Origin of the sequence: Massilia aurea (assembly GCF_040790145.1) — a bacterium.
In the GTDB taxonomy this organism is placed as follows: Bacteria; Pseudomonadota; Gammaproteobacteria; order Burkholderiales; family Burkholderiaceae_D; genus Telluria; species Telluria aurea_C.
The window spans coordinates 77,328-91,790 of sequence record NZ_JBFMMP010000013.1; the positions used below are offsets into that span (position 1 = coordinate 77,328).

Below are 14,463 nucleotides of genomic sequence, written 5' to 3' on the forward strand. Positions count from 1 at the left end.
AGATCACCATGATCGAAACCATCCTCACCCGTGACTTCGGGACGCCGATGTCCGTCGCTACCGCCATGATCACCTTGACCATCGACGGCTACAGCGTCACGGTCCCGGTGGGCACCTCGGTCATGCGCGCCGCCGCCGAAAACGCCATCAACATCCCCAAACTGTGCGCGACCGACAGCCTGGAGCCGTTCGGCTCGTGCCGCCTGTGCCTGGTGGAGATCGAAGGCCGGCGCGGCTATCCGGCATCGTGCACCACGCCGGCCGAAGCGGGCATGGTCGTGCGCACCCAGTCACCCAAGCTGCAAGAGGTGCGCAAGGGCGTGATGGAGCTGTACATCTCCGACCACCCGCTCGACTGCCTCACCTGCCCGGCCAACGGCAATTGCGAGCTGCAGGACATGGCCGGCGTGACGGGCCTGCGCGAGGTGCGCTACGGGTACGAGGGCGAGAATCACCTCAAGCTGGGCAAAGACGAATCGAATCCCTACTTCACCTTCGACTCATCGAAGTGCATCGTCTGCAACCGCTGCGTGCGCGCCTGCGAAGAAACCCAGGGCACGTTTGCGCTGACGATTTCCGGGCGCGGTTTCGATGCGCGCGTGTCGGCCGGCCAGGACCAATCATTCATGGAATCCGAATGCGTCTCGTGCGGCGCCTGCGTCGAAGCCTGCCCAACCGCGACACTCACCGAAAAATCCATCATCTGGCTCGGCCAGGCGGAGCACAGCATCACGACGACATGCGCGTATTGCGGCGTCGGTTGCTCGCTCAAGGCCGAGATGAAGGGTAATCAGGTGGTGCGCATGGTGCCGGCCAAGGATGGCAAGGCCAACGAAGGCCACGCGTGCGTCAAGGGCCGCTTCGCGTGGGGTTATGCCACCCACAAAGACCGCATCCTCAAGCCGATGATCCGCGCGAAGATCACCGATCCGTGGCAAGAGGTTTCCTGGGACGAGGCGCTCGATTACGCGGCATCCGAATTCAAGCGCATCCAGGCAAAGCACGGGCGCGATGCAATTGGCGGCATCGTCTCGTCGCGTTGCACGAACGAAGAAGGCTATCTGGTACAAAAGCTCGTGCGCGCTGCCTTCGGCAACAACAACGTCGACACGTGCGCCCGCGTTTGCCATTCGCCGACCGGCTTCGGCCTGAAACAGACGCTGGGCGAATCGGCCGGCACGCAAACCTTCAAGTCGGTCGAGCAATCCGATGTGATCCTGGTGATCGGCGCCAACCCCACCGACGGCCACCCGGTATTCGCCTCGCGCATGAAGAAGCGGCTGCGCCAGGGTGCGCGCCTGATCGTGATCGATCCGCGCCGCATCGACCTGGTCAAGTCGCCGCACGTACACGCTGACTATCACCTGCAACTGCGCCCGGGCTCGAACGTCGCGGTGCTCAGCGCGCTGGCCCACGTGATCGTCACCGAAGGCCTGCTGCATGAAGCGTTCATCGCCGAGCGTTGCGACGTGCGCGCGTTTGCGCAGTGGCGCGAATTCGTCGCGCTGCCGGCCAACTCGCCCGAGGCCACCTTCGAGATCACCGGGGTGCCGGCGCAGCAGGTGCGTGACGCCGCCCGCCTGTTCGCCACCGGCGGCAATGGCGCCATCTTCTATGGCCTGGGCGTGACCGAGCACGCGCAAGGCTCGACCGCCGTGATGGCGATCGCCAACCTGGCCATGGCCACCGGTAACGTCGGCCGCGAAGGCGTGGGCGTCAATCCGCTGCGCGGGCAAAACAACGTGCAGGGCTCGTGTGACATCGGCTCGTTCCCGCACGAGCTGCCCGGCTACCGGCACGTGTCCGACACCACCGTGCGCACGCTGTTCGAGCAGGCGTGGAACGTGCCGCTGCAGGCCGAACCGGGCCTGCGCATCCCGAACATGTTCGATGCGGCGCTCGACGGCAGCTTCATGGGCCTGTATTGCCAGGGCGAAGACATCGTCCAGTCCGACCCCAACACCCAGCACGTGACGTCCGCACTCGAAGCGATGGAGTGCATCGTCGTGCAGGACATCTTCCTGAACGAGACAGCAAAGTATGCCCACGTGCTGCTGCCGGGGTCCTCGTTCCTGGAGAAGGATGGCACCTTCACCAACGCCGAGCGCCGCATCTCGCGCGTGCGCAAGGTGATGCCGCCAAAGGCCGGCTACGCCGACTGGGAAGTGACGGTGCAGCTGTCGAACCGCCTGGGCTACCCGATGCATTACCGTCATCCGTCCGAGATCATGGATGAAATCGCGCTGCTCACGCCAACGTTCGCCGGCGTGAGCTACGCGCGGCTCGACCAGCTGGGCAGCATCCAGTGGCCGTGCAATGCGGATGCGCCGGATGGCACACCGACGATGCACGTCGACCAGTTCGTGCGCGGCAAGGGGCGCTTTATCATCACGCAATATGTGGCGACCGACGAAAAGGTGACGCGCAAATTCCCGCTGATCCTGACCACGGGCCGCATCCTGTCGCAATACAACGTCGGCGCCCAGACGCGCCGCACCGAGAACGTGCGCTGGCATGCCGAAGACCGGCTCGAGATCCACCCGCACGATGCGCAGGAACGGGGCATCAAGGATGGCGAGTGGGTCGGCATCCATAGCCGCGCCGGTGAAACCGTGCTGCGCGCGATGGTCACCGAGCGGATGCAGCCGGGTGTGGTGTACACGACGTTCCACTTCCCGGAATCGGGCGCGAATGTGATCACGACCGAAAATTCGGATTGGGCCACCAACTGCCCCGAGTACAAGGTGACGGCGGTGCAGGTGATGCCGGTGCAGCAGCAGTCGGAATGGCAGCTGGAGTACGCCCGGTTCAATGAGGCGCAGCTCGAGTTGGCGCAAGTGTCATGATCGACGAGCTCGATATCGCACTCACTGCGCCGACTGCGCGCATGGCGGTGAGGCAGCTGCGTGCGGGGGTCTGGTCTGATGCGGAGGACGACCTGGCCGAGGAAGTGCCGGTGGCGCTGGAGTACAACGGCGTGTCGCACGCGGTGATGCTGGCGACGCCGGCGGACATCGCTGAATTTGCGCTGGGGTTTTCGCTGAGCGAAGGGATTATCGGGTCGGTGCGTGAGTTTTACGACGTCGACATCTCGGAAAGCGCAGAGGGGATCACTGCGCGCATCGAAATTGCGAGCGGTGCGTTTGCGCGGTTGAAGGATCGGCGGCGCAGCATGGTGGGGCGGACTGGGTGCGGCTTGTGCGGCGTTGACAGCCTGGCGCAGGTGATCCGGCCGTTGGCTTGTGTGGGGCCGGCGCGGGCGCTGTCGGCTGGGGCGATACGGCGGGCACTGGCTGGGGTCAAGGGATTGCAACCGTTGAACCGTCAGACGGGCGCAATGCACGCCGCGTTGTGGTGCGATGCGCACGGCGTGCTGCGCGCCGGATTCGAGGACGTTGGCCGCCACAACGCACTGGATAAACTGATCGGCGCATTGGCCCGCGACGGGGTTGATCTAGCCGCCGGCTTCGCGTTGATCACCAGCCGCGCCAGTGTCGAGATGGTGCAGAAGGCGGCAACGGTGGGCATATCGGCGCTGGTAGCAATTTCGGCGCCGACAGCACTGGCAGCACGCACGGCGCAGGCTTGCGGCCTCACGCTGGTGGCGTTCGCGCGCGGTAACGACTTCGTCGCCTACGCGCACGGCGATAACATCGACATGGACGCAGCATGAACATCGAGAACCTGGTCACGATGGCCAACCAGATCGGCACCTTCTACGCGTCGTACCCAGACCAGCGAGAGGGCCGCACCGAGATCGCCAATCACCTGCAGCGCTACTGGGCGCCGCGCATGCGCGAACAGCTGTTTGCGCACATTGACGTCGAAGAGGGTGAGGGGCTGCATGCGATCGTGCTGGTGGCGATCATGGAGCATCGGCGGGATAAAGCGACGCCGCCACCGCCGGGTGGGGATGCGGGATGATCCAGCAATCCATTAAAAAAGAGCAACTTCAAACAGCGAGTGTCAGGTCTGACATTCGGACACGACCTCTTCAATAAACAGCGAGTGTCAGGTCTGACATTCGGACACGACCTCGTCAATAGCCGCTCATTTCGCTGTTGAAAGTGCAAAACCACCGTTCGTCTTCATGATCGATCTTGACGCAGATACTCCGCTTGTTTCGCTGACGTTTGCTAATGTCGAGGCCGTGTCCGAATGTCAGACCTGACACCGGCTTTTTTTGACACTGGCTTTTTCTTCAGCGCCGTTCCCGCCACCACAACGTCATCAATAAGGCGGTGAAGGCAAGCGCGAACGGCCACGATGGTATCGGGCGGGTTGGTCCATCTTCGGCTTTGATCTGCGACCGGGCCATGTAGTGTGCGGTTGCGTCGCGCGACTGTGCCGACTGCCATTGCGGCCAGTCGTTCGCGGCGTACACGTAGATCGCATTCGCACCGGCTTTCTGGTCTTGCATCTGCAGCCAGCCCGATTGTCGCGGCCAGAATGCTACGCATGATGTGTCAGTGCGATCCCCACGCCGTTGCCAGCCCAGCGATTGCTTCAAGTCCGGGAACGTAACCTGACCATCGACGCCACGTGCGCACACTTCCAGGCGCTGCCCTGTCAACGGCATCTCACCCGGGGCCAGCCATTCAGTCTGCTGCGCCTGTTCGACACCCACGCGGTCCAGCACACCCTGCCACCACAGCGTCAGCGCGCGCGGTTTGGCGATCGCGTGACGATGCCATTCCGTCACACCGAGCCAGGCGATGCGGCCTCTTTGCCAGTCGCGGGTCCAGACCATATTCTCGGAACCGGTCCACGGACCGGTATCGCGCGAAACCGGCAGCAGCGACGCCACCGGCATTTCCAGTGGCGCGTCGATCTTCGCACCCAACGGCTGCGCGCGCAGCGGCAGTTGCAGCGTCCGCGACCACACGCCTGGATCGTTCGCATTCCCGCCCAACACCAGCAGCGGCATGCCATCGGCGACGCGTCCTAACAAAGCCGTGCGTTCCCCCGCCGCCATCCTTTCAAAACGCACAGCATCGATCACCATCAAATTCGGCGACGCCATCTCTTCGCGCGGCGCTTCGGTGCGCGTGATCGCGCGGCCCAGCGTCACCTGCCAGTCGAGCAGCGCACCGCTGGTGGTCATCATGTCGTTCAGCACCCGCAGGTCGAACGACGGTGCGCTGAAGCGGCCAACGACTTTCAGCGGCGCCGGCTCGTGCACGATGAACGGAATCGGCCCTTCTGCAATCACCTTGTCCTTGGCATCGAGCAGCCGCGCCTTGAGTACCACGCGCTCGGCCACCGGCGGCATCCACTCCACGCGCAGGTCGCCATTGCCACGCGCCTGCGCGATGCTCTGCCCATTCTCGGCCAGCAGCTCCAACCGCGCGTCACCCTTGTCTTCACGCTTGATCGTCAGCGTGAACAGACGCCCCAGCGCCACCTGGCTCGGAAACTCCAGCCGCAGCGCCCCGCCCCGTGGTGCTTCCCAGCGCAACGGCCGTGCCGGGAGATCGTTCCATTCTGCCGCGCGCAGGCCATCGCCCGTCAAGGTCAGGCTGCTCACACCCTCCAGTGACGCCGGTGGCGCCGCCGGATCGATGGCCAGCGTGCGGCCTGCCTCGCCCGGCATGCGCAGCTCCATCGCGAACAGCCCCAGACTGCCCGCCGCCACGACAATCAGCAACGCATCGATCCACTGGCGCCGGCGCAGATACAGCCCGGCGCTGACGAGGCCCGTCAGTGCGATAACGGCGATGAGCCAATTCTGGTTCATGGTTTGACTGCTCCACCTGACTCGCGCCAGCTACGTGCAAACGCCGTATCGACGCTGGTCTTGGCCTGCAACAGCACCTGCCCCTCCCCTGCGCCTGCACGCAACCACGCGCGCAGCACCGGGCGACAAGCGATGCAGCCGTCGGCCACGTCCTGGATCGCGCGCTGCGCCGCCAGGCGCTGCTCGTCTTGACCAATACGCGTGCGCACCCAGTCATTCACGGTGCGCATCCACAGCGCCGGCAGTGCTGCCTCGCCAGAGAGCGCCCCCACCAGCGTGCGCAGGTCTTCCGGCAGCGGCGCTTCGTGATCCGCCTGCGTGCGGCGATAGCTCGCGGCGCCGTCCATCTCGCCCGTCATGCGCTTTTCTTCCTTGATTGGTGGCGGCGTGAACGCGGTCTTGTGCAGATAGATGCGCTCGGCCTGCTGCAGCTCCTTGATCGCTTCTAACGCCTTGTGTTCCGGCGCCAGCGCGCTTTTCGGCGTGATCGCGCGCAGCGATTTTTCGGCGTCCCACATCGCGACCAGTGCGCGGCGCAGGACCTTCTTGGTGCCTTCGTCGTACATCGTCGCGTTCTCGGCTTCGTCGTGCGCGTGGCCGTACGTTTCGAGGATCTGCTGTGTTTCATTGACGATGCCACCCTTGCGCTGATTCTGCTCGCCATGGTCATGGTCATGTCCACCCGGCGCGTGACCGTGGCCCTCGTGGCCTTCCTCTTCAGCGGGCGTCTCTGCGGCACTCGGGGCCTTCGCGGCTTCTTCGCCGAACAGCGTCGACTCTTCGCCCAGGAACTGGCCGTAACGACGGCGCAACTGCGCCTGGTCGTCGCCGATCCGCTCGCTGCGGTCGCGCACGTCGGCAGCCGCCATCTTCGTGCTGCGCATGTCGGCGATCAGCTGTTCGGTGTCGATGATGATCTGCCGCTGGCTGCGCAGCGACGCCGGCTTTACCAGCGACGGCATCGCGGCACTCTCTTCCTCGGCTTCCTGCTCCGGCGCCGGACGGCGCACGGTGTACGTTGGCGACTGCACCGTCTGCGCGCGGCCTGCGTTGTCCGTCGCGCGCACAAAAAAGTACAACTCGTCGCCCGGCTCCATGGCCAGTTCGCTCAACGCCCACTGCTTCGACCAGTTGCGCAGCTTTGGATTGTTCGATGCCGGCAGCGGCATTTCGCGGTCCGTGAAGCGCACGTTCTCGCCACTGCCCTGCGCCAGCGTCATGTGCAGCGTCGCGCGGCTGATGCGATAGTCGTCCTTCACCTGGACCGTCATCGTGGTGCTGGTCGCATTGTCGCGCAGATCCTGAATCATCTGCGTCGGCGCGCTGATGGTGATCTCGGGCGGCGCATCGGGAATCACGCGCAGCGTGTGGCGCGCGCCGCGCCAGCGCCACACCACCGATTCGGTCGCCGTCCAACGCGCGCATTGCTCGCCCGGCTCGAGCACCTCGCCATTGCCCAATTCGATCTTGTTGTTGCCGCCCGTGCCCCCGGTCAGGCACCACGTCACGACCGTCTGCTCCGGCACCTGCAAGTCGCGCGGTGCGGATTCGGATGCGGCCACGCCGGTGTAGGCGGGCGGCGCGAGCTTGATGTTCAGACCAGCCAGCGTGGCGGCCGTTGCGCTGCTGACTGGGCTTGGCGGCGTGATCGCGCCCTCTTCCGACGGCCGCGTTGTCGCATACCACACCATCGCCGCCAGTACCGCGCTCACCAGGATGATCGGCACGCCAATGGACACATGCTGGCGCGCGATCTGGCGCAGCTGCTGGCGCGTTACGGCTGCATCGAGCCGAGCGAACAGCCGTTGCTGCTGCAGGCGCGCGATCGGCGTATCGGCGGCGTCGAGCAGGGCCGCGCTATCCTCCATCTCGGGCACCGCGCCATCGAGCCATGCGGGCCATTCATACGCGACGCGGCGGCGCAGCTTGACCCAGTCCAGCGCGCACCAGCCAGCCCAGGCAAGCAAGCCGGGGCCGGACGGGATAGCCAGCCAGGGCAAGGCCCCGCCAATCCACAACGGCATGCGGCGCAGCTGGGCTGCGCGCCATACGCGCCTGGTGATCTCAACGCCTCCGTGCATGCGTGAGACTCCTTTCAATTACAAATAAGCCAACCAGGATGGCCAGCAGGATGTCGCGCAACGCGCCGCTCGGCTCGGGCGCATTGGCGCCTTTCGAGGCCGGGAACACTTGCGACGCCATCGTATAAGGACGCGGCCCGATGTGCAGGTGCTGCCAGGTGTCGAGCAGCGTGCGCGCGGCATCGACAGTCTGCGGCGGCCATGCGGGATGGTGCCACAGGCGGCCACGCGCGCTGTCGGCGTACTGCAAGCCATCGAGTGTGGGCGCTTTCGCCAGTTCAGGGAACGCCGCCGGGTTGGTCACCCACCACAGCGAGGCGCGCAGTGTCGCGGGCGGCGCCTCAGCACGGTCCCAGATGATCAGGTCGAGCGCGGCGCTAGGGGTGTCATCCACGACGATCTTTTCGACGCCGTCCTGCGCCGCGAACAGACGGCGCCAGGCTTGAGCGCGCTCGCTGGCGATGTACACGTGCCGCTCCGCCTTACTTGGCGCAGTCGGCTGCGTGCGCACCGTTACCTCGCGGCCGAACACCGGTTTCGCCGCGGGCATCGGCACGTCGCCCAGCACCAGCAGCCGTGCATCACTGGCCCATTCGCGCTCGTGCGTGTGCACCCAGCTCAAAACCCGCGCGGCCGGTAGCGTCACGCGTTCGGCCCCAACCAGTCCGGCCTGCGTGACTTCACGCTCGACCCAGGCGGAATCCGCGCCGTTCGCGACAACGACCGTATCGCCACGCCATGGATACACGGGATCGGCCAGCCAGGCGATCAGGCAAGCCAGCAACAGAAGGCGGGCCAAGAGCAAGAGCGGATCGCTCCAGCGCCACACGCGCGTCTGGCGCGGCTCGGTGCGCGGCAGGAAGCGCGCAGTGGCCATGAGCGCCGCCTGGTTCTGGACGCGCTTGCGCCGGTGCCACCAGATCGGCAGCAGCAAGATGGGTAAAGCGAACCACCAGAGTGCGTTCATATCGGTATTACCTCGATGGCCGGCGCAGCCAGCGCCGCAGCACGTCGCCGGGCGCCTGCTCGATCGCGGCCAGCGTCAGCGGCATGTCATTCTTGCGGCACTGCGCTGTCACCTGGTTGAAGTGTTCCATGCGGTTGCGGCGGTAGCCTTCCTTCAGATCGGCGCCAAAGCGGAACACACCTTCTTCGTGCTCCGGGTCGCGGTAGGCCTGCGTATCTGGAAAGCTGGCGTCGATCTCGGCCTGCGTCTGCAGGCACAGCACGCGTACGTCGTGGCGCATCTGGCGCAGCCGGGTCAGGGCCAGCGACAGCGGCGACGGCCAGTCGAGCAGGTCGCTCGCCGCGTAGATTGCGCTTGGCGATAAAGCAAAATGCAGGCTCGCCTTGAGCGTTGCCGCATCGGGAAGCTGACCAAGCGCAGAAACGCGTTGAAGCTGGGCCAGCACGCGCTGCAGGTGGCGCGGGCCGCGATTGGCCGGCGTGAACGTCACCTTGCCGTCGCTCAGGATGATCAGGCCGAACGCATCGCCCTGGCGCTGCGCGATGGCAGCGACGCAGGCCAGCAGCGTGCGCGCATAGGTCAGCTTATCGACGCCTTCCACGCTGCGGCTTGGCTCCGCCATCGACGCACTCGCGTCGAGAATGAGCCAGACCGCCACGTGGCTGTCGCGCTCCGCCTCGCGTACAAAATAGCGGTCGGCGCGCGCGGCCAGCTTCCAGTCGACGCGGCGCCACTCGTCGCCAGGCACATACGAACGGTACTCGGAGAACTCGACACCCGCGCCGCGTTCGCGCCCGGTGTGGATGCCGTGCCCAAGCCCGGCCAGCACGTGGCGGATCACGAGGTCGAGTTTTGTCGTGTGCGCGATCAGCGCCGTATTGGCTAACGACATTCTGCGCTCACCAATTACGACACCTTGATCTCGCGGTACAGCGCCTGCAGCACGTCGGCGATGGCGATGCCGTCCGCCTCGGCCTCGAAGTTGCGCAGCACGCGGTGCGCCAGCACCGGCAGCAGCATCGCGCCGATGTCATCTCGGGTTACTGCCAGCCTGCCCTGCATCAGCGCGCGCGCTTTCGATGCCAGCACCAGCGCCTGGCCGGCGCGCGGGCCGGCGCCCCAGCCGATATGCTTTTTCACTGCATCCACCGTCGTTTCGCTCGGGCGCGTGGCGCGTACCAGGCGCGTGGCGTAGCGCACCAGGTGCTCGCCGATCTCGATGTCGCGCACCAGCTGCTGCAGACGCAGCAAGGTCGCGACATCCATCACCGGTTCGGCGTCCTGCAAGCCGGCGTGCGTGGTGCGCGAGACCATCAGCACTTCTTCGTCCTCGGTCGGGTACACGACGTCGATGCGCAGCAGGAAGCGGTCCAGCTGCGCTTCGGGCAGCGGATAGGTGCCGGCCTGCTCGATCGGATTCTGCGTGGCCAGCACAAAAAATGGGCGCGGCAGCTTGTGGGTCTGGCCGGCGAACGTCACCGAGCGTTCCTGCATCGCCTCTAACAACGCCGATTGCGTCTTCGGCGGCGCGCGGTTGATCTCGTCGGCCAGCAGCACTTGCGTGAATACCGGACCTGGCTGGAAGCGGAACGCGCGCTGGCGCGTGGCCTGGTCTTCTTCGAGGATCTCGGTGCCGACGATATCCGACGGCATCAGGTCGGGCGTGAACTGCACGCGGCGAAACTGCATGTCGGTGGCCTGCGCCAGCGATTTCACGAGCAGGGTCTTGCCCAGTCCCGGCACGCCTTCGACCAGCGCGTGGCCGCCCGCCAGCAGGCACGTGACGAGCAGGTTGACGACGTCTTCCTGGCCGATGATCACGCGCGCCATGCTGGCTTTGAGTTCGCCCACTTTCGCCGTCAACGCGGCGATTTCCTGTTCATCCCAAGCTATTGAAGTACTTTCGGCCACTGATCATGCTCCCAACGCATATTGAATGATATTGACCGCAAAGCGGGTGTTGTCGACCGCCAGGAAACGCTTGTTGCGGAAGTCGTAATCCCACTCGCAGCCATAGTCCTTGTTCGAGTACAGAACGCGCACGCGCCCGCCAATCTCGATCGCCTTCAGGTATTCGTGCACCAGATCGTCGCCCCAGCCGTTGAGCTCCATGCCGGTGGTCGGCGGGCCGTCCTCGAACTTGAAGAAGCACGAGTACAACGGATGCGTATTCGGGATCTTCTTCATCGCGTTCAGGCCGAAGATCTTCGCCATCTCGGCCTCGAACGACTTGGCGAACAAGCCGTCGATGTCGTGGTTGCAGTCGTCGACAAAGACAAAACCGCCGCCGCGCACGTATTGTTCGAAGTTGCGCCGCTCTGCTGGCGTGAACTGCACCAGCTTGTGGCCGGCCAGGTAGCAGAACGGCGCCTGCAGCATCTTCGGGTCGGACAAGGCCACCATGCGTTCCGTCGTATCGACCCGCAACGTGGTGTACTCCACCAGGGAGTTCAGCACGTTGCTCGGCATGCGGACATCCACATCCCAGTTGCCCGATTCGTACATCAGGCGCGTGAAGTAGAAGTCAAAACTGGCCATGTCCGTGCCCTGCCGTCAGACCGCGTCCGACAGCGACGTGAAGTTGAAGTCGCGCACCTTCATTGGCGGCAGCACCATCTGGAACGGCACTTCGTCGCCACCGATGATCTGCGGCTTGCCCAGTTCGTCGATGTTATTCAGGATCGTGACCGGGCTTTCGTTGAAGCGGAAGTTCTTGAGCGGGTACTTGATCTTGCCGTTTTCGACGTAGAACGTGCCGTCGCGGGTCAGGCCCGTGAGCAGCAGCGACTGCGGATCGACCATGCGGATATACCAGGTGCGCGTGACGACGATGCCCTTCTTGGTCCCTTCGATCAGCTCTTCCAGCGACTTGGTGCCGCCGGCCATGATCATGTTGCCGTGGCCTGCGGTGGCGCGCTTGCCGGTCTTTTGCGCCCAGTAGCGCGAGTATTCCAGCGAGGCGATGCGGCCGTCCTTGATCATCTGGGTGCGTTCGCGCGGCAGCAGCGATTCGTTGTCCCATGGCGCGACCGGTACATCCTTGTCCCACGGGTCGGCCCACACATTGACCTGGCTGTCGAACAGCTTGTCGCCCAGGCGGTTGCCGCCGCCCTTCTTGGCCAGGAAGCTGCGGCCTTCGTCGGCCTGGCGCGCCGAGAACGCGCTGAACATATTGCCGAGGATTTCGGACGTCGCCGCCGGCTCCAGGATCACCGTGTAGCGGCCCGGCTCCAGCGAACGCGCTTCGACGGAGCGCAGCGCTTTCTCAATGGCGATCTCCGACGCTTCACGCGCATCGAAGCGCGCCGCATCGACTGCCGCGCGGGTGACCCAGCCCGAACCGCGACCATCTTCGGTGCGCGCGGTAAGGCTGAACGACAGGTCGGTAAAGTCCTGGTGGCCAAACACGCCGTTGGAATTGGCGATGGTCGAAAAACGCGTGCTGTCGGTGAAGAAGCCAGCGGTGACCAGTTTTTTTGCGCGCGCCATCTCGATGCTGGTGGCGGCGACCGAGGCCCGGAAGTCCGGGTCGATCGCGGCGGTGGCCGGCACGAAGGTGCTGGTCGCGCGGTATTCCTGCTTCGTAATCGCCGGCATGAACTCCGGGTTTTCCGGCGACAGGCGCGCCAGTTCTTCGGCGCGGCGCACGGCTTTTTCAAGCGACTTGTCGTCGAACTCGTTGACCATGGCGGTGCCGCTGCGTTTGCCGAAGGCCACGCGCACGACGAGCTGCATGTCTTCGGTCAGGCCGGCGGTCGAGACGCTGTTGCGCGCGAAGCGCACGTTGCCGACACGGCTGCCTTCGATCGACACGGTGCACTCGTCGGCTTTCGACATGGCGAGCACGCGGTCGGTGATGCGTTTTGCTTGTTCCTGATTGAGCGCTTTCATCTTGGTTTCCTCAGCCAATCTTGCGTGCGGTGTTGATGACATTGATGCCGTTGAAGCGCGTGGTGCTCGAACCGTGCGAGACCGCGCTCACCTGGCTTGGCTGGCCCTTGCCATCGAAGAAGGACCCGCCCATGCGCCAATCGCGCTCGTCGCAGATGCTCGAGCAGGCATTCCAGAATTCCTGGGTATTGGCCTGATACGCCACGTCTTCGAGCGGCGCGACGATCTTGCCGTTCTTGATCTCGTAGTACAGCGTGCCGCCAAACTGGAAGTTGTAGCGCTGCTGGTCGATCGAGTACGACCCGCGGCCCAGAATGTAGATGCCCTTCTTGACGTCGGCTACCATTTCGTCGGGCGTCAGGCGCGCCTTGCCCGGCTCGAGCGAGACGTTCGGCATGCGCTGGAATTGCACCGTGCTCCAGCTGTCGGCGTACGAGCAGCCGTGCGATTCCTTTTCGCCGATGATGTGGGCCTGGTCGCGTGTGGCCTGATAGTTCACCAGGATGCCGTTGCGGATGATGTCCCACTTCTTGGCCGGCACGCCTTCGTCGTCGTAGCCGATCAGGCCCAGCGAACCAGGCGTGGTGCGGTCCGCCACAAAATTGACGCGGTCGGCACCATATTTGAATTTCTTCGACTCCCACTTGTCGAGGCCCACGAAGCTGGTGCCGGCGTAGTTGGCTTCATAGCCGAGCACGCGGTCTAGCTCCGTCGGGTGGCCGACGTTTTCGTGGATGGTCAGGAACAGGTGGTCGGGGCTCAGTACCAGGTCGTACTTGCCCGGCTCGACCGACTTGGCCGACAGCTTTTCGCGCGCCTGCTTGCCGGCCAGGCGTGCATCTTCAATGATGTCGTAAGCGTTCTTGTACAAGGTCGTGACGCCACCGGCGGCGCGCACCTTGTTCTCGGCGCGCGCGTCGAAGTATTCATAGCCCATCGACGCCGGGGCGCCCAGGCCGCCGCGCGAACGGAACTTGCCGGTCTTCTTGTCAACGGCAGTGGCATTGATCGGCGCCCACAGACGGTGGATGTCCTGGTCGATGTACGAGCCGTCGGTGGAGGCAAAGTACTTTTGCTGGTTGATCTGGAACAGCGACGCGGTCATGAAGTTCGCGCCTGCATCCAGGCCGGCCTTGTTGGCGGCGATGAGCATGTCGGCTTTTTCCTTCACCGGCAGCGTGCGCCAATCCTTTTTCAGCGGCGTGGCCCACGATACTTCGCCGACGCCCTTGACCGGCGCCAGGCGCACCGGTTCGGTCTGCAGCCGGGCGTTGGCCTTGGCGATCGCCACGGCCTGGCGCGCAGCGGTTGCGACGCCGTCGACCGTCATGCTGTTGGTCGAGGCGAAGCCGTAGGCGCCGCCCGCGATCACGCGGATGCCGACGCCGCTCGATTCGGTGTTGTTGATGCTCTCGACGTTCAGGTCTTGCGCGATGATGAACTGGTTCAGGTAGCGGCCGATGCGCACGTCGCAGTAGGTCGCGCCGGCCTGCGTGGCCGCGTTCATCGCGGTGTCGGCCAGGGCTTTCTTGGCGCTGGCGGCCATGGGATTGAGCAGGTCTTCGGCCGCGATGGCGTTGCCGAAGACGGGAATGAGCATGGCGCCAGCAGTGCCGGCGCCGATATGCAGGAATTTTCGACGTTCCATGTGTTGTCCGTTCGCGTATACGTTTGCTGAGGCGCTTGTGTTAGCGCCTGCACGTCATTCCCGCGAAGGCGGGAACCTAAGTTTGCATGCGTCGTGGCGGCTCATGAAAACTTGGGTTCCCGCCTCCGCGGGAACGACG

11 protein-coding genes are annotated in these 14,463 nt (G+C 64.7%); 3 read left to right on the forward strand and 8 right to left on the reverse strand.

All coding sequences use genetic code 11. The features are described from left to right. The first annotated feature begins 8 nt into the window (after positions 1 to 8). Genes fdhF through AB2N08_RS17250 form a run of 3 tightly spaced genes read left to right on the forward strand, consistent with a single transcriptional unit; the run spans position 9 to position 3,924 of the window. Entirely contained in the window at positions 9 to 2,846 is a 2,838-nt protein-coding gene (gene fdhF, locus AB2N08_RS17240; protein ID WP_367612126.1) for a formate dehydrogenase subunit alpha, read from the forward strand. Next, a complete protein-coding gene (gene fdhD / locus AB2N08_RS17245) occupies positions 2,843 to 3,673 on the forward strand; it encodes a formate dehydrogenase accessory sulfurtransferase FdhD (RefSeq protein WP_367612127.1) in 831 nt (276 codons plus the stop codon). Before fdhF ends, fdhD begins: the two co-directional genes overlap by 4 nt. Beyond that, positions 3,670 to 3,924, forward strand: a complete 255-nt coding sequence (locus tag AB2N08_RS17250; protein WP_367612128.1) for a formate dehydrogenase subunit delta — start codon at positions 3,670 to 3,672, stop codon at positions 3,922 to 3,924. Before fdhD ends, AB2N08_RS17250 begins: the two co-directional genes overlap by 4 nt. A gap of 277 nt (positions 3,925 to 4,201) precedes the next feature. Here AB2N08_RS17250 and AB2N08_RS17255 read toward each other — a convergent pair whose 3' ends face one another. Genes AB2N08_RS17255 through AB2N08_RS17290 form a run of 8 tightly spaced genes read right to left on the reverse strand, consistent with a single transcriptional unit; the run spans position 4,202 to position 14,324 of the window. After that, entirely contained in the window at positions 4,202 to 5,737 is a 1,536-nt protein-coding gene (locus AB2N08_RS17255; protein WP_367612129.1) for a hypothetical protein, read from the reverse strand. Then, complete coding sequence (locus AB2N08_RS17260) at positions 5,734 to 7,818, reverse strand: hypothetical protein (protein ID WP_367612130.1); 2,085 nt, start codon at positions 7,816 to 7,818, stop codon at positions 5,734 to 5,736. The genes AB2N08_RS17255 and AB2N08_RS17260 overlap by 4 nt, the downstream gene beginning before the upstream one ends. Continuing rightward, a complete protein-coding gene (locus AB2N08_RS17265) occupies positions 7,802 to 8,785 on the reverse strand; it encodes a BatA domain-containing protein (protein ID WP_367612131.1) in 984 nt (327 codons plus the stop codon). The genes AB2N08_RS17260 and AB2N08_RS17265 overlap by 17 nt, the downstream gene beginning before the upstream one ends. Before the next feature lie 7 nt (positions 8,786 to 8,792). Further along, positions 8,793 to 9,677 carry a DUF58 domain-containing protein gene (locus tag AB2N08_RS17270; RefSeq protein WP_367612132.1) on the reverse strand — a complete coding sequence of 295 codons (885 nt, stop codon included), beginning with the start codon at positions 9,675 to 9,677 and terminating at the stop codon, positions 8,793 to 8,795. Between the two features lie 14 nt (positions 9,678 to 9,691). After that, complete coding sequence (locus AB2N08_RS17275; protein ID WP_367612133.1) at positions 9,692 to 10,696, reverse strand: AAA family ATPase; 1,005 nt, start codon at positions 10,694 to 10,696, stop codon at positions 9,692 to 9,694. Between the two features lie 3 nt (positions 10,697 to 10,699). Beyond that, positions 10,700 to 11,323 carry a DUF4159 domain-containing protein gene (locus AB2N08_RS17280; protein ID WP_367612134.1) on the reverse strand — a complete coding sequence of 208 codons (624 nt, stop codon included), beginning with the start codon at positions 11,321 to 11,323 and terminating at the stop codon, positions 10,700 to 10,702. A 15-nt stretch (positions 11,324 to 11,338) separates the two neighbouring features. Next, positions 11,339 to 12,676: a TldD/PmbA family protein gene (locus AB2N08_RS17285; RefSeq protein ID WP_367612135.1), complete on the reverse strand. Its 1,338-nt coding sequence runs from the start codon at positions 12,674 to 12,676 to the stop codon at positions 11,339 to 11,341. Between the two features lie 10 nt (positions 12,677 to 12,686). Then, positions 12,687 to 14,324: a TldD/PmbA family protein gene (locus AB2N08_RS17290; RefSeq protein ID WP_367612136.1), complete on the reverse strand. Its 1,638-nt coding sequence runs from the start codon at positions 14,322 to 14,324 to the stop codon at positions 12,687 to 12,689. Positions 14,325 to 14,463: the final 139 nt, after the last annotated feature.